Here is a 19,331-nt window from a genome sequence, read left to right on the forward strand (position 1 = left end):
AACAGGCTATCATAGGAAAAAGTGACAGAGAAAGTGAGGCGGAAAAGATGAACAAAAATGACGTACTGCTAGTTGCAAAAAATAAATCACTTTATTTTTTGCCTTCCATCCGCTCTTTAGATGTTTGGTCCGGAAAAGATTTACTACAGTCGGAATTCATTAAATCAGCTAGACAACAGTTGGCAAATTATCAGCTGATCGTTTTTTTAGATTATGGATTTGATATGGAGATGGCTCGACGCGTGCGCCCATTTACCAATGCAAAAATTGTGTTATTTTTTTGGAATCACTTCAAAGCAGAACACGAGGCGATGCTGAAGCAGGCACAAGATGAACCGGCAATCGATGAGATTTATCATTTTGATTTTTTGGAAGCAAAAGAACTTGGGCTGAAACATAATAGTTCATTTTATTCGAAACATATGGATTTTTCTTCTAGCGAACCAAAGACGGATCTATTTTTTGGTGCAACGAATAATGGGAGAAAAGAACGAGCAGAAAGCTATAAGCAGGAATTTATAAAAAGAGATGTTACGACCAACTATTTCATTCTTCCACATCGAGGGAATGAACAACCTGGATATCTTACTTATGAAGAGTACCTGAAAAAAACAGGGGAATCGCGCGGGATTCTGGAACTGTTGCGGGAGGGTCAGCAAGGAGTGACTTTGCGGACATTTGAATCTATGTATTTTCAAAAGAAACTAGTAACGGATAATCAAGCGATTGCTCATTATCATTTTTATCGTCCTGAAAATATTTTTTTGCTTCGAGAACGTGATTTAGATGAATTACCGGAATTTCTGCATACACCTTTTAAGCCAATCCCATCAGAGCTATTGGAATTTTATGATGCAGAAAATTGGGCAAAACGATTTATCACTAACGATTCCACTATTTATGAGCAATACGAATATGACCTCTCCTCTGTTGAAAATAAATAAAAAACCTACATTTTGAAGATATTATGTACCGAAACAAACAAGCACAATTCTTATGGCATCATGAGAGTTGTGTTTTCTTTTTGATCTTTCATTGGGCTTAAAAAAAGAGAACCAGCTGCTGATTCAGCTGATTCTCATCAGAGAGCCTTTTATTCTGCGCCAAGGATTCCTTCTTTTGCATGGACTAATTGGGTCAAAAAGGCACAATATGGTGTAGCAATATCATATTTTTGTCCTTTTCGCCAAACGGCACCATCGATGTAGTCGATTTCAGTCAAACGATGGTTTTTGATCAGGTCTTGGTACATAGATGGGTAATGCAACCCGATGTTGTCAGGATCATAAGTAGAAGCAATATGTTGGTACACTTCTTCTTGATCTAGTATGATTCCTTCTTTTGCTGCGATAGAAGCAAATTCAGATACGATTGTTCGAACCATGCTCTCTGCCGCTTTTTGCGCGCCTAGTTCAGCAATATTACAATCCAAAATCGTGCATAAACCATTCAATGTTCCATTTACACAAGCTTTTCGCCAAATGGAATAACGAACATTATGGCTATAGATCGGATTTAATTTTGCTTCTTGAAAGACTTCTACAACTTCTTTTGTAAATGCTTCGCCTTCTGGTTCCAAGTTCTCTAGTTCGATTTCTCCATCACCTAACAATGTGACTTTTCCGGGACCAGCCAGACCAGCTGTCCACATCGTGATCCCAAATAAGATATTTTTCTTTGGCACATATTTTTCCAGTACATCTTCATGACCTAATCCATTTAGTAAACACAAAACATAAGTATTGTCAGTAATAATGGATTGGATCGAACGAAACATATCATCTAATTGATTCGCTTTTGTTAATGCTACGATCAAGTCCACGTGTTCGTTGCTTTCGATGATTTCTTCTGGTGAATAGATTGGCAGTTTTGCGACCACTTCTTTACCGTTAAAGTCAGCAATCAACCCATTTGTACGAATGGCTTCAATGTGAGCAGGCCAACGATCGATCAAGAGGACCTCATTTCCGCTTTGATGTAGCATCAATCCGATTCGGCTGCCCATTGCTCCGGCCCCAGCTATTGCGATTTTCATGTTTTTTCTCTCCTTTATTCAATGAGTTCCCTTTTAGTATATAGAAAGATGGAAGAAAATAGCATTGTTTTGTTTGAAAAAAATGAAAAAAAGTGTCTTACTTAAGAAGAAAGTGAGGGATACAGATGGATATTTTGGCGGCAATTGATTCATTTAAAGGAAGTGCTTCTTCATTTGAACTAAATCAGGCAGTTCTAAATGGCTGGGAAGATCGTAAAGGAAGAAAAATCAATGTGCCGATTGCAGATGGCGGAGAAAATACTGCAGAAGCAATCTATTACGCGCTCGGGGGAACATGGCGTACCATTGATGGGATGGATCTCTTATTCCGTCAGCGAAAAATCAGCTATTTATTGACAACTTGGCAAGGAAAAAATACCGCAGTCATCGAATCTGCACAAGCATTGGGGTTAGATCTACTTGATAAACCAACGGATCAAACTATCCGACTTGCTTCCAGTTATGCCTTAGGAGAACTTATCAAAGATGCACTGCTTCAAGAAGTAGAACAAATTATTGTCACTTTAGGAGGAAGCGGGTGTAGCGATGGTGGTCTAGGATTACTCCAATCCTTGGGTGCTTCTTTAGAAGGGTACACAGAAGGAAATCCTTTATTATCTACTAAAAAACTTCATTTTGATCGAAGAAACGTTCTTGTTTCTAAAGTAAAATTGATTATCGCTGCAGATGTTACCAATCCATATACAGGTCAACAAGGAGCTGCTTGGCAATTTGGAAGACAAAAAGGAGGAATAGATACGACGCTAGCTTTCTTAGATAAACAAGCAGGAAAGATTGCTCAGCAAATAAAAGATTTCTGGGAGGTGGATTTAGATGATATTCCAGGAAGTGGAGCAGCAGGCGGTATTGGTGGAGCCCTTTTTTTGTTGGGAGCGAAGATGGTTTCTGGTTTCGATTTAGTCAGCCAAATCACTGGATTGGAAAAAAAGATCGAACAAGCAGATGTCATCATTACAGGAGAAGGGCGGATCGATCAGCAAACGATCCACGGAAAAGTTCCATACGGTGTAGCAGTGCTTGCAAAAAAATTTCGAAAACCAATAATCGCTATTTGCGGAAGTAGAGACCAAGAGCTAGAAGGACTCTCTGATTTTCTCCCAATTGTCTTAAGTATTCATTTGGGTCCAATAGGTTTAGAAGAAGCAATGGAACACAGGCAAACATTAGAAAAAACAAAAATCTTAGGACAGACACTTAGCAGATTTTTCACCATCCTCCCGAAGTAGTTGACAAAATCATTTTCTTTATGCTATCGTAATTTCAAATATAGGACAAAGTGAGGGATCCGTGCATTGAAAAATTAAGTCGATTGATGAAAGCTGCATTCAGACTGTACCTTGTGGAGACAAGGGAGCAGTGTGCAGATTTTCGGGATTGGCTTGGTTTTTTCGATGTATGGGTCTTTTTGTGTGTACCCAACCCTTGCATCCTCTTTAGCCAGTTCTGAAAATAGGACTGGTCTTTTTTTACGAGGTGATGGAAAATGTCTAAAATCGAAATAAAAAATCTGACATTCGGCTACGACAGCCAAGGCACATTATTATTTGAACAAGCAAATCTAAATTTTGACACACAATGGAAACTAGGACTTATCGGACGAAACGGTCGAGGAAAGACAACTTTACTGAATATTCTACAAAACAAACTACCTTATCAAGGGCAAGTAATCCATCAGCAAGAATTTGTCTATTTCCCGCAACAGACAAAAGATAAAGAACGTTTAACCTATTACGTGTTAAATGATATTACGGATTTTGAGATATGGGAAATCGAAAGAGAGCTCCAATTGATGCAAACAGATCCTGAAATCTTATGGAGAGAATTCAGCACACTATCAGGGGGAGAGAAGACAAAAGTCCTACTGGCACTTTTATTTGTGGATGACACTCATTTCCCGTTAATCGATGAACCAACGAATCATTTGGATATCTCTGGTAGAAAACAAGTAGCGGCTTATTTGAAAAAGAAAAAACAAGGCTTCATCGTGGTCAGCCATGACCGGGGATTTATCGATGAAGTAGTGGACCATGTTTTAGCAATCGAAAAAAGTCAACTGGAACTTTATCAAGGGAATTTCTCTATCTATGAAGAACAGAAAAAACTTCGTGATGAATTTGAAATGGCTCAAAATGAAAAATTGAAAAAAGAAGTCAGTAGGCTAAAGAAAACAGCAGCTGAAAAAGCCGAATGGTCTCGTTCCCGAGAAGGAGATAAAACAAAGAAACAAGTCGGATTCATCGATACTGAATCTAGACGAGTGAATAAAGGAGCAGTGGGTGCTGATGCTGCACGGACGATGAAACGATCCAAAGCAATCGTGAATCGGATGGAGACCCAGATCAGCGAGAAAGAAAAACTATTAAAAGATATCGAATATATCGATTCTTTGACGATGAATAGCCAAGCGTCTCACCATAAGCGACTTTTAAGCGTAGAAGATCTTCAATTAGGGTATGAAAATCTGTTATTCGAGCCAATTCATTTTACAATCGAGCCTCATCAGCGGGTGGCGATTTCAGGTCCTAACGGTGCAGGAAAGTCATCCATTATCCATTATCTTCTGGGGGCATTCAACGGCAAGGTTATAGGAGAAAAATCCCAGCCAAAACATCTGAGCATTAGTTATGTACGCCAAAATTATGAAGACAATCGAGGAACGTTGGCGGAATTTGCAGAGAAAAACCAAGTAGACTACCAAGCATTTTTGAACAACCTCCGAAAGCTTGGGATGGAAAGAGATGTTTTTCATAACAAGATTGAGCAGATGAGTATGGGCCAACGGAAAAAAGTGGAATTGGCTAAATCTTTATCACAGCCAGCTGAACTATATATATGGGATGAACCATTGAATTATTTGGATGTCTTCAATCAAGAACAATTAGAACAACTGATCTTGAACGTGAAACCTGCCATGTTATTAGTGGAACATGATCAAACCTTCCTGGATAAAGTATCTACTGAGATTATTTCTCTTGAGAAAATCTAACCCTTGTAATCTCAAGAACAACAAGGTATGGTTAAGGGAAACTTTGCCAACGAAGGAGAGAATCACATGCTTTATGTAACGAGACACGGAGAAACAACTTGGAACGCACAAGGATTAGTTTGCGGACGGGCAGATGTGCCGCTGACTGAAAAAGGACAGATGCAGGCACAGAAACTAGCAGAAAAGGTAGTAGATTTGCCTGTTCCAATCACGAAAATCATCCATTCCCCTCTTCAACGAGCAAGAGATACAGCACAAGCAGTTGCTGATCGTCTCAGCTTGCCGCTGACCGTTGATGAACGATTGGTAGAAATGGATTTTGGGGATTATGATGGACTGCCAAGCAAAGATGAGAACTTTCAAAAAGCACGTTTAGCGTTCGCTGTACGATTCCCAAATGGGGAGTCAGTCTTAGATGTGTATGCACGGATCGTTCCTTTATTGAAAGAATGCATCGAAGACGAAGAAAATGTCTATCTGTTAGTTTGCCATAATGCCTTGATAAGAGTGATCAATGCTTATTTTCATCCGATGCCTAATGAGGGGTTCTTTACATTCATGGTAGATAATACAGAATTGGTTTCTTATGAGTAATTATGTGTTTGTGTTATTTAAATAAAATATTTCAAGGCACTGCTTTTGCTTAGCAGTGCCTTTTTTTAGGTTATGACAATTCTTTTGGTAATATAAACTCAAGCTTTAGAAATGGAATTTAATTATTTTAATAAAAGTGTTGAAATTTTATTTCTTTAGATATATACTCTAGTCATAGAAATGAAGACGGATACAGAAAAAGAGGGATAATATGTTTGGCTTTTCAATATTTATGAACGATTCTTTGTCAGAAGAGAAGAAACAGTATATCCGCCAAATGGCATCCAATGGCTTTGTCGGTATTTTCACTTCCATGCATATACCAGAAGATGATGTTTCGGCATATCAAAAGCGATTGATCGAACTAGGAAGCGAAGCGAAAAAGAATAAACTAGAATTGATGGTCGATATTTCAGGAGAGGCATTGGAACGAGCGGGTTTTTCATTAGAAGATCTAACGCCTTTGAAAGCAATTGGTGTAACAGGTTTAAGAATGGATTATCATATTTCCAATCAGCAGATTGCCGACTGGTCACATCAATTGAAAATCAGTTTGAATGCTAGCACGATCACGCCTAAAGATATCGATGAATTGAAAGAAGCAGAAGCTGATTTCTCACAGATTGAAGCTTGGCATAATTATTATCCACGTCCCGAAACAGGGCTGGACAAAGAATGGTATCAGAAAAAAAATCAATGGCTCAAAATTCAAGGTCTCCTTGTCCAAGGTTTTGTACCAGGAGATACAGAGTTGAGAGGCCCACTATATCAAGGATTGCCGACTTTGGAAGAACATCGCGGGGTCCATCCTCTTGCAGGCGCTCTAGATCTATTAGCAAGTAACACGGATATTGTTTACATCGGAGATGCAGGTCTGTCAGAAAACGTTCAGGAGCAATTTGCTTCTTTCCAAAAAGAACAGACAGTCTTGCTCCATACGGAACCTGTAGATGAAGAATTTTACGAATATATATTAGGGAAGCATACGAATCGGCAAGACGATGCAAGAGATGTCATACGAAGCGCAGATGCACGTTTTCGAGAGATTCCGTCTATCCCAGCAAGAAATACAGCTACGCGTATGAAAGGGTCTATTACTTTAGATAACGAAAAGTATTTGCGCTATATGGGTGAGATCCAATTAACTAAATATGATTTGCCAGCGGATGAAAAAGTGAATGTAGTAGCCAAAGTTATCAAAGAAGAGCTACCATTGATCAACCAAATCAAAGCTGGTATGAACTATCAATTTATAAGAAAAGAAGGAAGATAAAAATGAGCAAAATCAATTTAGAGAACCTAACAACGGAACGCAGAAACCAAGAAACTTTTGGATTAGATGAGATGAGTATTTCTCAAGCCGTTCAACTAATGAACAAAGAAGATCAGAAAGTGGCCGCTGCGGTTGAAAAAGAACTGACAAGTATCGAACCAGTGATTGCTAACACGATTGAATCCTTTAAAAAAGGTGGACGTCTGATTTATATGGGAGCCGGAACAAGTGGAAGACTAGGTGTGTTAGATGCTGCTGAATGCGTACCGACATTCGGTGTAGAACCGGAAATGGTCATAGGTCTAATTGCTGGTGGAGAAGAAGCAATGACTGTAGCTGTCGAAGGGGCCGAGGATTCTTATGAGCTAGGGCAAGAAGATCTAATCAAGCTGAATTTGACAAAAAATGATATAGTTATTGGTATCGCAGCTAGCGGTCGTACACCATATGTGATCGGTGGATTAGATTACGCAAAATCGATCGGTGCTGTCACAGGAACGATTTCTTGCAATAAACAAGCCGAAATCAGTAAACACGCGGATTTCCCAATCGAAGTCGATGCAGGTCCAGAATTTTTGACAGGCTCTACTCGATTGAAGTCAGGAACAGCACAAAAACTGATCTTGAATATGATTTCTACTATCAGTATGATTGGTATAGGTAAAGTATTCAATAACTTGATGGTCGATGTCAAACCAACAAATGAAAAACTAATCGAACGCTCAAAACGAATCATCATGCAAGCGACAGAAGCTGATTACGAAACAGCTGAAAAGTACTTTGAAGAAGCAGATCAAAATGTTAAGCTGGCTATCGTCATGATTTTGACAAATAGTGATAAAGAGGAAGCTCAAGCAAAATTAGCTGAAGCAAACGGTTTTGTAAAAGGGACCTTATGAGGGGGAAAAGACCATGGCAAAAAACGAACTGACTTTGGAAGAACTGGCAAAACAAATTTATAAAGGGGCAGGCGGCATGGGCAATGTAGAAAGCATTGTCCACTGCATGACTCGTGTGCGTATGAAGATCATCAATGATGATCTTGTAAATGTCTCTGAATTAAAAGCGATTCCAGGAGTGCTTGGTGTAGTAGAAGATGAACAGCTTCAAGTCATCATCGGACCTGGGAAAGTGAACAAAGTAGCACAGCAAATGGTTGATTTGGCAGGCGTGAAATTAGGAGAAAAACTTCCTTCTGTAAGTGCAGCTACAGCAAATTCATCAGCGTCTGGAAAAGACCGTGTAAACGAACGGGCACAAGAAATGAAAGCGGCACAAAAATCGAAACAAAAACCATCTAAAATCAAATCGGTATTAAAAGACATTTCTAATATCTTTGTGCCAATGATTCCTGCATTTGTCGGTACTGGGATCGTGGCAGGGATTGCCGCAGTTTTAGCAAACTTAGTCACAGCCGGAACACTTGATGCAGCAACATGGCAACAATATATCGATGTGATGAACATCTTGAAAAACGGGATGTTTAGCTACCTAGTTATCTATACAGGTATCAATGCTGCACAAGTTTTTGGTGCAACACCAACTCTTGGTGGAGTTATCGGGGCCGTTGTGATGCTGACAGGGATGAATCCGGAAGCACCACTGAAAAACTTATTTACTGGTGAAGCTCTTGCAGCTGGACAAGGTGGGATCTTAGGTGTCATCTTCGCTGTTTGGCTATTGTCAATCGTTGAGAAAAAACTGCATAAAGTAGTACCTGATGCGGTAGATATCATCGTTACACCAACTCTTTCATTGATTGCCATCGGTCTGATTGAAATTTTCTTCATCATGCCTTTAGCAGGTTTCATTTCTGATGGCATGGTCGGTGGGATCAACTGGGTACTTGGCGTTGGTGGAGCATTTGCCGGCTTCGTTCTAGGCACATTATTCTTGCCGATGGTTATGTTCGGACTGCATCAAATTTTGACTCCAATCCATGTGCAAATGATTGATGAAACTGGTCGTACGCTATTGCTTCCAATTCTTGCGATGGCTGGTGCAGGACAAGTGGGTGCAGCATTGGCATTATGGATTCGCTGCAAAAAAGATAAAGAATTAACAGAAATGATCAAAGGAGCTTTACCAGTCGGGATCCTAGGAATCGGCGAACCATTGATTTACGGAGTAACATTACCTCTAGGACGCCCATTTATTACTGCTTGTATCGGTGGAGGTATCGGCGGGGCAGTGATCGGAATGATCGGAAATGTCGGGGCTATCGCTATTGGACCTTCAGGAGCCGCTTTGATCCCATTGATCTCTGACGGTAAATGGTTAGGCTACATCCTTGGATTATTGGCAGCTTATGCTGGTGGCTTCGTTGCTACATTCTTCTTCGGTATTCCTAAAGACCGTTTAGAAAAAGAAGAATTAGCGACTGAAACAGCCACAGTAAATGAAGTGCCTGAAAAAGCAGTACCTCAAACTTCAGCTGAAAGTGTGACTATCCTCTCATCAGTTGCTGACGGAACAGTTGTTTCTTTAGATAAAGCAAGTGATCCAGTTTTTGCACAAAAGATGATGGGTGAAGGCTACTTTGTAGAACCAGAAAACGGACATATCCATTCTCCAGTTACTGGGGTAGTCAGTTCTGTCTTCCCAACGAAACACGCTATTGGGATCACAACGCCAAATGGTTTAGAAATCTTGCTTCATATGGGAATCAACACAGTTGACTTAGGTGGTACGCCATTTGATGTGAAAGTAACAGAAGGGCAGCAAGTGACACCTGATACGCTTGTAGCAGAAGCTGACTTAGAAGCGATCAAAGCAGCAGGCAAAGAAACATCCATGATCGTCTTGGTAACCAATATGGATCGTGTAAAAAACTTTGTCTTGGAAAAAACAGGTAAAGCAAAAGCAAAAGCACCTGTGATGGATGTCAAAGCTTAATATGATAGAAACAATAGAAACGAAAGAAGAAGCTGAAATCTATTTTTCAGCTTCTTCTTTTTTATTATTTATTGTTTTCTGCTAAAATCTGATAAATTCGTGTCACATCAGATGGTGTTCCCCGTAATTCATAATCTGCCAAGAAAGGAAAGCCAAATGTTTGTGCATATTGTTTGGCTGTTAGACAATACTGATTATTGAAGTTTTTATTCCCGCTACCGACTACACCAAGACAAAGTTTATGATTGTCTTCATGTTCCAGATATTCACGCATCGTTTCGGTCAAGATTTCTGTGTCACCGTTATCTAAACCATTTCCGCCGTCTAAATAAGTAGGAACGAAAGTAAAAAATGGTTCTGTTTCTTTCGTAAAATCACTATTTTCATGGATTTCTTTTAAAGTAACTTCAGGATTGACAGGATCTTCTGCATGCATTTTTTCAGCATATTCTGCTAGATGTTTGGCAAAGGCACGCGTATTTCCTGAAATCGATATATATAAAATGTTCATGGATCATCCCCCAATTCTTTCCTTTTAGTATAGCATCTTTTTTAAGTTTTTTGGTGGTGTAATTTGGAAAGGGACTAGGCGCTTTGCTTGTATAATGAGAAAAAAGCCGGTAGAATTATATTTCTATTAAAGTTTTTATTAATTAAGTAAAAATAAAAAAGGTTTGTTATACTTTTTGATAAAAGCGGTTTTATTTTGGAGGATGCTTACATGGATACAGAGCAACAGAAAAAAGGAATTGGTTTAATTCCACTTGCTGCCTTAGTAATTGGTTCAGCGATTGGAGGTGGCGTATTTGGTATTATGACGGACATCTCCGGATCGGCTGGCGGCCCAGCTATTTTCAGTTGGGTACTCGTAGGAACAGCAATGTTGATGCTCTCCTTGTCGATCAATAATATCAATAAAAAACGTCCAGATTTAAAAGGCGGGATCTTTAGTTACGCAGAAGAAGGTTTTGGCCGTTTCGCTGGTTTTATCAGCGGTTGGGGTTACTGGCTCACATGCTGGTTAGGCAACGTAGCTTTTGCAACATTGTTGATGAGCGCATTAGGATATTTCTTCCCAGTATTTGAAGGTGGGCAAAATCTGGCATCGATCGTGATGAGTACAGTCTTCTTATGGGGATATGCATGGCTAGTGAATCGGGGAGTTGAAAATGCTAGCTTTGTCAATGCTATCGTCACATTTTGTAAATTAGTGCCATTATTTTTATTTATTGTAGTAGCTATCAGCACCTTTTCGATCCAACAATTCATTGATAACTTTTCTAGCGATATCATATTGAATGCGAATGGGCAGCCGATCCCGTTTTCCAGTCAAGTATTGAGTTGCATCATGGTGATGCTTTGGGTATTTGTTGGTATTGAAGGAGCCTCTGTCGTAGGTTCACGAGCAAAAAAACAATCAGATGTTGGGAAAGCAACGATTCTAGGGATATTCGGCTTGATTATTATTTACGTCTTGGTTTCCATGCTTCCATATGGGACAATGACGATGAATCAGCTGCAAACGATCAAGGCGCAGCCTGCTATGGGCTATGTGTTTGAAATGATGGTTGGTAAATGGGGAGCAGTCGTGATCAACGGCGGTTTGATCATTTCTTTAGTTGGTGTTTGGCTCTCATGGACGATCTTACCGATTGAAACAATGGGAAACATGGCTGAAGACGGACTTTTGCCTAAAGCATGGGGAAAACTCAACAAAAATGGGGCACCAACTTATGCTATCGTATTGACGACGTTATGTACGAATGTCTTTTTACTTTCATTATTATTCACTGACAGTGCTTATAACTTTGCTTACACACTTGGTACAGCAGCTATTTTCTTCACGTGGCTTTTCTTAGGATTGTACCAAATGAAACTTTCTTATCAGCGGAAAGAATGGGTCCAATTTTTAGTAGGGCTTTTAGCAAGTGCCTTTCAAGTATGGGCTATGCTAGTCGTAGCCTTTAATGAAGTAATGCTTGTTCTTGTTCTTTTCTTGCCAGGCATTTATTTTTACCTCAAAGCACGTAAGGAGCAAAACGAGCCTGTACAACATATCCACTTAGATAAGATTTTACTTATAGGTGTGACGATGGTCGGAGTGATTGCAATGGTTTTATTTGCCACTGGGATGCTTCACGTATAGAAGTATAAAAGAAGTATAAAGAGATGTTGTGAGCCTGTCGTTTATTCAAAAACATACTAGGAAAGGAGCTGTGACACAAATGTTGTCACAGCTCCTTTTTCAGAATAAACGGTGTTTAAGAGACAGCCAATCGGCAATAAGGCTGAACGGCTCTTTCACAACCTCTTTTTTGATGAGTCATCATACATTTTTTCGCTTAAATACGAGATATCCTAATGCTAAGAACAAAACGATGTAAGCTAAATTACCGAACAGCATTTGATTAGTAGAAAGATGAGTCAATTGCTTCATGATCTCTTCGTTTCCAATTTGGTTTTGCAGATTCAACATACTGATCGGATTCCATTTGATCCACTCCCATTTTTGGATGAGTGCGATAAGGATACCAGATATGATTGACGAAGCAAAATAAAAGACGATTCCTGCTGAGATGGATGCACCGGAACTATTGATAAAGCAAGCAATCATCAACACTAAACTTAAAATCAGCCATAAACCGATATAACTACCCAAAGTATAAGTGAACAAGCTTTGGATCAGTGTTTGACCAGTAGAAACCTTCTCCGTGAAGGAAATCGAAGGGAAAAGAATCAGTTTCATCAACACAGTGACAATAATAGCTAAAAGGTATAAATAAACAGAATAAATAACTAATGTGATCCATTTGCTTACTAATATTTCTCCTCGAGAATACTTTCTATAAAGGAGATTTTTCAATGTACCATATTGTGCTTCCATCGAAATGATCGTGCTTGCAGCTGCAATCATGATAAAGACAATCCAAGATGTGGCACTAAAAAGCTGAGCAGTCATTTCAACTGGATCAATGATCGTCGTGTATTTTTTGGCTAGAAGTGCTGTTCCTATGAGCAAAACAACTAATAGAACAGATAAAACAGCAGTTGACTTTTTCTTGATCAATTTAAATAACTCTTGTTTTACAAGCAATGTCATTTTTCTTCTTCCCCCTTTACTGAATCCAGAATTTCCAATAGAGAAGATTCCAAATCATTCGTCAGATGCTGGACGTCTGTCACATGGATATTTTGTGCAGACAATAACTGGATCACGGTTCCTAATAATTCTTCGTTTTCTTTTAAAAGCTTGATTTTATCAGAATCTTCCAAAGTATATCCAGCTTCTGTCAAGATCGTTCGAGCAGCTAGATCATTCGTTGTAGAGATAATGATGAAATCTTGCGCTGCTTGGTTCAATTCAGCCATTGTACATTGCTTGATGATCTTTCCTTGATTGATCAGGATCAGTTCATCCACCATTTTTTCAAGCTCACTGAGTAAGTGACTGGAGATCAAGAAAGAGGTGCCTTGAGCAGCCAAGTCGGTAATGATTTTTCGCACATCTCTTGTTGCTTGTGGATCCAACCCGTTCATCGGTTCATCTAAAATAACGATAGAAGGATGGTTCAGTAAGGCAAGAGCAATCCCTAGCTTTTGTTTCATTCCCAACGAGTAAGATTTCGCTTTTTTGTGAATGTACTTTTCCATCTTGAGCTGATTCACGATAGTATCGATAGCAGATACATCGTTTGTTTCAGAGAATAACTTCAGATGATCATAGCCTGTTAAGAATGGGTAGATACCCGGATATTCGATCAATGCTCCTACTTGTTCCAACCCTTTATGACTAGAGGGAGAAATCTCATTTTCCCCAATACGGATTGTTCCATCTGAGTAATGGATCAGTCCTAAAATAGCTTTCATGATCGTTGTTTTTCCAGCGCCATTAGGACCTACTAATCCAACGATTTTGCCAGGGGATAAGCTAAAACTGACATCGCTGAGGGCTTGTTTGTGACCAAAGTTCTTGGATAATTCTTGGACCGAAAGACTTTTCAAAAATATTCACTCCTTTTCTATAGATAGTACAAGCATACACCTGATGAGTGGAGAAGTCGCTAGGTCATTGGACTTATTTCTTATTTGTTCATAAAAAAATTGAATATTAAATAAAAAGGCTTATTTTTTCTGATCAGTACTTATTCCAAGTGTCTAGTGGCCGCTAGTAATCTTGATGCCAATGATACTGATGAGTAGCATCCCCACAAAGAACCAAGTGGAAAGATTCAGCTTATCATGAAACAAGACCACACCAATTATGACCGAACCAACTGCGCCAATCCCTGTCCAGATAGGATAAGAGAGACTCATCGGCAAACTTTTGATTGCCTTTGATAAAAAGTAAAAACTAGCAATCATTCCAATCACTGTGTAAAAAGAATAATTGATTTTAGAAAAACCATCACTCCATTTCATCATCGTTGACCAGAATACTTCCAAAATTCCTGCTATGATTAATTCCATCCATGCCATACATACGTTCCTCCTTCAATATAAAAAATACACAAAAAGAGGAGAATCATCCCTTCAAAGACCTAATGGAATGATCATCCTCTTTTTTACTACCCGGTGGCAGATCGTATATCTTTTTCTGTAGTATAGCACACCTATCCAGATATCGGCAATCTCATACTTTTTAGTAAAGTGTACCAAGCATTGACGGATATATCGTTAGCAGAAAAGAAGATGAATGCTTTGCAATTTCATAGAAAGGAGTTGTTATTTATTAATCATTTAAAAAAAACAGTAACTAGACCTTATTTCTATATATTAGCGGGCAATAAATTAAAAAAAGCTTTACCTTACAATAAGTAAGATAATTTTTGTGATAAAAAAATAACGAAAAATATTTAAAAATAGTGTCTATTTCGTGAGAAAACAACTATATTTTTTATGTGTTTTGCTTTATAATTAAAAAAATATTGTCATTTTATGGAGGAAAATATATGGAAAATTATCTTAGCCTTTTAGGCGTCTTGATTGTTATTCTCGGGTTTGCATTTAAATTAGACTCGATATTGATCGTAATGGTTGCTTTAGTTGTTACAGCTTTGACTGGCGGTCTTGGCATTCAAGGAATGTTAGAACTTTTAGGTACAAGTTTTGTAAACAATCGCGGGATGGCGATTTTTATCATCATTATGTTGGCAACAGGAACACTTGAAAGAAATGGTCTGAAAGAATCAGCGGCTTCCTTGATCAAGCGGTTCAAGAAAGTATCTGCTGGCATGATCGTAGATATTTATGGAATCTTTCGAATGATCTTTGCAGCTTTTAACGTGAGTTTTGGTGGAGTTGCTGGATTTGTTCGTCCAATCATTTTACCGATGGCATTGGGGACCATCGAATCAAAAGGATTAGAAGTCCATCCTAAGCATGAAGAAGAACTAAAAGGTATGGCTTCGGCTATGGAAAATGTCTGCTGGTTCTTTGGCCAAGTACTATTCATCGGAGGAGCAGGGGCGTTGCTAGTCCAATCAACACTGAAAGATCTAGGATATGACGTAACATTGGGACAGCTTGCTTTAGTGGAAGTTCCAGTGGCTATCACGGCTTTAGTTGTGGCAAGTGTCTACTTCTATCTTAAAGAAAAGAAATTAGCGAAGAAATATTATCCAGGAAAGGGGCAATAAGATGGACTTTTTTACAAATCCTGATATTTTATTAGGCGATAAATTACTGGAGATCCTTTATATCGTGATGGGACTCGTATTGATTTACACTGGAGTAAGAAATTTAACAGATAAAACCAATCCTCATCGTTATGGGTCAGCCTTTTTCTGGACGGTCTTAGGGGTAGTTATTGCAGGAGGAAGATGGCTTCCGGCAATCGTGAACGGTGGCTTGATCTTTGCGATGACCATACCAGCAATTGCTAAGAAAGTCAGCAAAGGAGAAAGCCGGCTTCCATCAAAAGAATATATGGAAAAAATGTCAGACAAACTAGGAATGAAAATCTTTATTCCGGCTTTGAGTATCGGTGTCTTTGCGATCTTGTTTGCTCTATTTACCAATTTAGGTGCTTTAGTCGGCGTGGGCGTCGGTGTTTTTGCAGCCATGCTAATCTTGATGTTCTTTTCTCGAGATAATCGACCAAGTACATTTTTAGATGATGCAGCAGATATGCTGGGCACAGTAGGGCCGTTAAGCATGTTGCCAATGCTTTTAGCTTCTCTAGGTGCGGTATTTACAAGCGCTGGAGTTGGGACAGTGATTTCCAATGCAGTAGGTACGATCGTTCCAGAAGGAAACGTGAACATCGGCATCATCATTTACGCTCTTGGCATGGTGATATTTACGGTAATCATGGGGAATGCATTTGCGGCCATCACCGTGATGACGGTTGGGATCGGTGCACCATTCGTATTTAGTCATGGAGCGAATCCAGCGTTAATAGGAATGGTTGCATTGACTTGCGGTTTTTGTGGGACCCTGCTGACACCGATGGCTGCTAACTTCAATATCGTGCCTGTAGCGATGCTGGAGATGAAAGACAAATACGGAGTGATCAAAAACCAGTTGTTTATTGCGTTATTTATGCTAGTTTTCCAAATTGTTTATATGATTCTATTTAAGTAAAAGAGGAAAGAAGAGGTTGTGATAGAAGTGGACAGCTTCAAAAAATAAGAAGGAATTGACGAAAATAGCTTCTCAAATTTTTGTGGAATTTCGGCTTATTTTTCGAAGAAGCTACTTCTGGAACACCTTTTATTAGGAAACAGGAGGTGTGACACTAGTTGTGTCACGCCTCCTGTTTGTTTCTCTAATACTCAGGTCAGAGCGCTGATTTCACAACCTCTTTTTTTAGTTTCCTGCCACGAATCTATCGAAAAAGAGCATGGACTTTTTTCGATGATATAAGGATCATGGGTCACAACGATGACTGTTTTCCCTGAGCGATGCTGTTGGAATAGCAGATCCAAGATATGGTTACGGTTCTCGTTATCTAAAGAGCCAGTGGGTTCATCTGCTAGAATCAGTTCTTTATCTTCTAGTAGAAGTTTGGCGAAAGCTAGGCGTTGCTTTTCTCCGCCAGAAAGTCGATAGACTTTTGTTTTCAATGGATAGTCTAAGGATACCTGATCAAGAGCTTCTTGCTGCAGTTTAATTTTTTCTCTTCGTCTGATCTTTCGATAAATGAAGGGAATATTCAAATTGTCCGTGATCGTTTCATCTTCGATCAATCCATGATTTTGGAAAAGATAAGAGATTTTATTTCTACGTAGTAAAAGAGCTGCTTTGCTGTTGATTTTCGGCGCATTTTTTCCAAAGAGCGAGACCGTTCCTTCATCGAATGAATCAATCAGTCCCAAAAGGTTCAATAGAGTGGATTTTCCTGCACCGCTTTTTCCGTGGATCGTCCAAAATTCTCCTTGATCGATCGACAAGGAGACAGAATCCAGGACAAGTTTTTGTTTGTAGGCTTTCGTTACATGATCTAATTGGATGAGAGGCATCAAGACATCATTCTCCTTTTAATATAGTTGCTTTTTCTTTTCTTTCCAAACGGTGTAGAGTGAGGAAAATCATCCCTATCTCTAAGATAGAAAAAAGAATCAGACTCTGGATCCAAGCAAAAGGCATATCGGTGAAAATTGTATATAAAATCAATGCACCATACTGTATGAAAAACGGCAAGAAAATCATACGATAGGTTTTGAGCATGGACATACCATTCAAGCGCCAAATCGTATATTTCTGTTTTTTGATTTTCAAAGAGATCAGCACGAGATAGGCAATCATCGTGACCAAAAGATAAAGAGCGAAGAGAATTTCCAGACTACGTCGTTTGATTTCGCCAAAACCTCTTTGTAAATCTATTTTTTTGATTTCTGAAAGCGGGGTGAGGACTGGATAGTTGTCCAATAAATAATTTTCTTCCAGTATCTTTTTGATCGGTTCAAATGTTTCCTCGACCGAGTGAGTGATAGGAACTTTCACCGGATCAAAGTACCCATTACCTGTAATGACTTGTCGGAGGTTCCCCGCACTGTTGTTTCTTGTTTGGACTTCGATGACATTCGGATAATGAATGATCTCTTCGTCTGGATAGAATGTATGGATCTCTTGTTTGGACCGAATAAGATAAAAATCAGCTTGCGATTCATCCAGAAAGTAGCCATGCAAACAATGTTCTTTGATTTCTTGGAACTGGTTCTCCAATCTTTCCGGTATTAGAAAGACACGTTGTGTTTCCTCGGGAGAGATCGCTATTTTTTGTCCAGTTACGCTGATGATCGGGTATTTTTGCAGATAATTGACATTTACACAAATTTTACGGTTGATCTCTTCTTCTTCCATAAAGTAACTGATGGTACCAATCAGTAGCATCCCGTTTTCTTCTAGATATTGGTACAAGCGGTCTTGTTGGGCACTTAATACATTGTTTTCGATACTGATGACTTCATGGTTGTTTTTCCCTGAATAGGTATTATAAAATACTGCATACTCAGAAAATTCATCTGGATACGTAGAAGGAAGAAGCGACAGATTGACCAATTCGACAACAGTAAGGACGCTTGCCAAGCACCAGACGAAGGCGATGGTCTTGAAGAAATAAAGTGAAAAAATAAAGGTTCTGGCATACGATTTCCTATTTAGATTCTCCACAAAAGAAGTGGTGCATAAGAAATAAACAACACATAGCAAACTAACGATAGATACGGTAAAAAAAGCAACTTGGCGGCTCATATTCAAAAGGAAGATCGATGGATCAAAAACCAGCTGGACAAAACAACACAGTCCGAACAGGAAAAGCAGATGCTTTATCAGGACTTTATATAAAATCACCACACAAGAAAGCCCATTCAATCGAAGGATCGTCAACTTTCTTGCATTGTCAAATAGCCATAGAGCAGTGAATAGCAGGAAGAAGACCAGACTGATAAAGATCAGATTTCTCACAGGTCGAAAATCAAGCAACATGATGGTTTCTGGATGGTCGGTATATTGAAAATCCTGTACTGTGAATGAAGGTTGGTAGAGTTTATTATATTTAGTCATTAAGCTTTCGATGAACGCTGATACCTTCTCTGTATGTTGGCTCTCCACAAATTTCGTTGCTTCTTTAAAGGAAGGCAGCTCTATCAATGGATGATTGTTGAACGTAGCATAATTGATCACATAGTGTTGGGTTGAGAGGTGTTTTGCTGATGGTTGATTCAGTAGCGTTCTCAAATCTGGCTCATTAGAATAATAGTCGATCACGACTAGATCAACACTTGGATCAGGCTTTCCGTTCGTGATTTTGGGTGTGAAATTTGTTTCACGAAAAAGTACGTTCAACTGTTCTTCTTCTGCCGTTTCGAGCAAAATGGTGAGATTTCTCGAAAAGTTTTGTCGATCGTCTTGGATCATTCGAGGTAGATCGAACGATTGGTATTGTTTAGGGAGCGAATAGCTATTGGAGATGATCCTTTCTTGTGCCATCTCTTGGACATAAAAGAAAATCATAAATGAAAGGATAGGAAAAAGGACAAATAAATTCAACCGAATAAGTTTATTGTTCATGAAACGTGATCCTT

General features: G+C 39.1%; 17 protein-coding genes. 10 read left to right on the forward strand and 7 right to left on the reverse strand.

What is annotated here, in order from left to right; genetic code table 11:
- Positions 1-47: 47 nt before the first annotated feature.
- On the forward strand, positions 48-944 hold the full coding sequence (locus tag IGL31_RS02855) for a hypothetical protein (protein WP_002323722.1): 897 nt from the start codon (positions 48-50) through the stop codon (positions 942-944).
- Between the two features lie 149 nt (positions 945-1,093).
- On the opposite strand, the gene IGL31_RS02860 is transcribed toward IGL31_RS02855, so the two are convergent.
- Positions 1,094-2,035: a 2-dehydropantoate 2-reductase gene (locus IGL31_RS02860; RefSeq protein ID WP_002323721.1), complete on the reverse strand. Its 942-nt coding sequence runs from the start codon at positions 2,033-2,035 to the stop codon at positions 1,094-1,096.
- A 125-nt stretch (positions 2,036-2,160) separates the two neighbouring features.
- On the opposite strand from IGL31_RS02860, the gene IGL31_RS02865 reads away from it, so the two are divergent.
- The 6 genes from IGL31_RS02865 (at position 2,161) to IGL31_RS02890 (ending at position 9,804) form a co-directional block, all read left to right on the forward strand.
- Positions 2,161-3,282: a glycerate kinase family protein gene (locus tag IGL31_RS02865; RefSeq protein ID WP_086299846.1), complete on the forward strand. Its 1,122-nt coding sequence runs from the start codon at positions 2,161-2,163 to the stop codon at positions 3,280-3,282.
- Between the two features lie 257 nt (positions 3,283-3,539).
- Complete coding sequence (gene eat(A) / locus IGL31_RS02870) at positions 3,540-5,042, forward strand: ABC-F type ribosomal protection-like protein Eat(A) (RefSeq protein WP_002291593.1); 1,503 nt, start codon at positions 3,540-3,542, stop codon at positions 5,040-5,042.
- Positions 5,043-5,108: 66 nt separating this feature from the next.
- Positions 5,109-5,636: a histidine phosphatase family protein gene (locus IGL31_RS02875; protein ID WP_002296174.1), complete on the forward strand. Its 528-nt coding sequence runs from the start codon at positions 5,109-5,111 to the stop codon at positions 5,634-5,636.
- A 211-nt stretch (positions 5,637-5,847) separates the two neighbouring features.
- Entirely contained in the window at positions 5,848-6,909 is a 1,062-nt protein-coding gene (locus IGL31_RS02880) for a DUF871 domain-containing protein (protein WP_002299967.1), read from the forward strand.
- 2 nt (positions 6,910-6,911) lie between these two features.
- Entirely contained in the window at positions 6,912-7,808 is an 897-nt protein-coding gene (gene murQ, locus IGL31_RS02885) for an N-acetylmuramic acid 6-phosphate etherase (RefSeq protein WP_002287094.1), read from the forward strand.
- A 13-nt stretch (positions 7,809-7,821) separates the two neighbouring features.
- A complete protein-coding gene (locus IGL31_RS02890; protein ID WP_002323720.1) occupies positions 7,822-9,804 on the forward strand; it encodes a glucose PTS transporter subunit IIA in 1,983 nt (660 codons plus the stop codon).
- Between the two features lie 64 nt (positions 9,805-9,868).
- Here IGL31_RS02890 and nrdI read toward each other — a convergent pair whose 3' ends face one another.
- Positions 9,869-10,315, reverse strand: coding sequence for a class Ib ribonucleoside-diphosphate reductase assembly flavoprotein NrdI (nrdI, locus tag IGL31_RS02895; RefSeq protein WP_002287091.1), 447 nt, complete (start codon positions 10,313-10,315; stop codon positions 9,869-9,871).
- Between the two features lie 210 nt (positions 10,316-10,525).
- Here nrdI and IGL31_RS02900 point away from each other — a divergent pair, with 210 nt between their 5' ends.
- A complete protein-coding gene (locus tag IGL31_RS02900) occupies positions 10,526-11,950 on the forward strand; it encodes a basic amino acid/polyamine antiporter (RefSeq protein ID WP_002287090.1) in 1,425 nt (474 codons plus the stop codon).
- Positions 11,951-12,130: 180 nt separating this feature from the next.
- On the opposite strand, the gene IGL31_RS02905 is transcribed toward IGL31_RS02900, so the two are convergent.
- The 3 genes from IGL31_RS02905 to IGL31_RS02915 all read right to left on the reverse strand — a co-directional run bounded on the left by IGL31_RS02905 (position 12,131) and on the right by IGL31_RS02915 (position 14,280).
- Positions 12,131-12,904, reverse strand: coding sequence for an ABC transporter permease subunit (locus tag IGL31_RS02905; protein WP_002287088.1), 774 nt, complete (start codon positions 12,902-12,904; stop codon positions 12,131-12,133).
- A complete protein-coding gene (locus IGL31_RS02910) occupies positions 12,901-13,806 on the reverse strand; it encodes an ABC transporter ATP-binding protein (RefSeq protein ID WP_010829565.1) in 906 nt (301 codons plus the stop codon). Before IGL31_RS02910 ends, IGL31_RS02905 begins: the two co-directional genes overlap by 4 nt.
- A 153-nt stretch (positions 13,807-13,959) precedes the next feature.
- Complete coding sequence (locus IGL31_RS02915; protein ID WP_002287086.1) at positions 13,960-14,280, reverse strand: DMT family transporter; 321 nt, start codon at positions 14,278-14,280, stop codon at positions 13,960-13,962.
- A gap of 473 nt (positions 14,281-14,753) precedes the next feature.
- On the opposite strand from IGL31_RS02915, the gene IGL31_RS02920 reads away from it, so the two are divergent.
- Both IGL31_RS02920 and IGL31_RS02925 read left to right on the forward strand, forming a co-directional pair.
- Positions 14,754-15,440, forward strand: a complete 687-nt coding sequence (locus IGL31_RS02920; RefSeq protein WP_002287083.1) for a DUF969 domain-containing protein — start codon at positions 14,754-14,756, stop codon at positions 15,438-15,440.
- A gap of 1 nt (position 15,441) precedes the next feature.
- Entirely contained in the window at positions 15,442-16,386 is a 945-nt protein-coding gene (locus IGL31_RS02925; protein ID WP_086299845.1) for a DUF979 domain-containing protein, read from the forward strand.
- 191 nt (positions 16,387-16,577) lie between these two features.
- Here IGL31_RS02925 and IGL31_RS02930 read toward each other — a convergent pair whose 3' ends face one another.
- Together IGL31_RS02930 and IGL31_RS02935 are read right to left on the reverse strand one after the other, a co-directional pair.
- Positions 16,578-17,264 (reverse strand): putative bacteriocin export ABC transporter, encoded by a 687-nt coding sequence (locus IGL31_RS02930; RefSeq protein ID WP_086299844.1) that lies wholly within the window; start codon positions 17,262-17,264, stop codon positions 16,578-16,580.
- A gap of 7 nt (positions 17,265-17,271) precedes the next feature.
- Positions 17,272-19,317 (reverse strand): bacteriocin-associated protein, encoded by a 2,046-nt coding sequence (locus tag IGL31_RS02935; protein WP_086299843.1) that lies wholly within the window; start codon positions 19,315-19,317, stop codon positions 17,272-17,274.
- Positions 19,318-19,331: the final 14 nt, after the last annotated feature.

Source organism: Enterococcus sp. MSG3290 (assembly GCF_050555565.1).
In the GTDB taxonomy this organism is placed as follows: Bacteria; Bacillota; Bacilli; order Lactobacillales; family Enterococcaceae; genus Enterococcus_B; species Enterococcus_B faecium.

Coding starts and splice junctions, on each gene's coding strand:
- IGL31_RS02905 (WP_002287088.1), bottom strand. CDS start 12,904: ATGACATTGCTTGTAAAACAAGAGTTATTTAAATTGATCAAGAAAAAG.
- IGL31_RS02935 (WP_086299843.1), bottom strand. CDS start 19,317: ATGAACAATAAACTTATTCGGTTGAATTTATTTGTCCTTTTTCCTATC.
- IGL31_RS02880 (WP_002299967.1), top strand. CDS start 5,848: ATGTTTGGCTTTTCAATATTTATGAACGATTCTTTGTCAGAAGAGAAG.
- IGL31_RS02920 (WP_002287083.1), top strand. CDS start 14,754: ATGGAAAATTATCTTAGCCTTTTAGGCGTCTTGATTGTTATTCTCGGG.
- murQ (WP_002287094.1), top strand. CDS start 6,912: ATGAGCAAAATCAATTTAGAGAACCTAACAACGGAACGCAGAAACCAA.
- IGL31_RS02875 (WP_002296174.1), top strand. CDS start 5,109: ATGCTTTATGTAACGAGACACGGAGAAACAACTTGGAACGCACAAGGA.
- IGL31_RS02930 (WP_086299844.1), bottom strand. CDS start 17,264: ATGCCTCTCATCCAATTAGATCATGTAACGAAAGCCTACAAACAAAAA.
- IGL31_RS02890 (WP_002323720.1), top strand. CDS start 7,822: ATGGCAAAAAACGAACTGACTTTGGAAGAACTGGCAAAACAAATTTAT.
- IGL31_RS02865 (WP_086299846.1), top strand. CDS start 2,161: ATGGATATTTTGGCGGCAATTGATTCATTTAAAGGAAGTGCTTCTTCA.
- IGL31_RS02860 (WP_002323721.1), bottom strand. CDS start 2,035: ATGAAAATCGCAATAGCTGGGGCCGGAGCAATGGGCAGCCGAATCGGA.
- IGL31_RS02900 (WP_002287090.1), top strand. CDS start 10,526: ATGGATACAGAGCAACAGAAAAAAGGAATTGGTTTAATTCCACTTGCT.
- IGL31_RS02915 (WP_002287086.1), bottom strand. CDS start 14,280: ATGGCATGGATGGAATTAATCATAGCAGGAATTTTGGAAGTATTCTGG.
- IGL31_RS02925 (WP_086299845.1), top strand. CDS start 15,442: ATGGACTTTTTTACAAATCCTGATATTTTATTAGGCGATAAATTACTG.
- IGL31_RS02855 (WP_002323722.1), top strand. CDS start 48: ATGAACAAAAATGACGTACTGCTAGTTGCAAAAAATAAATCACTTTAT.
- nrdI (WP_002287091.1), bottom strand. CDS start 10,315: ATGAACATTTTATATATATCGATTTCAGGAAATACGCGTGCCTTTGCC.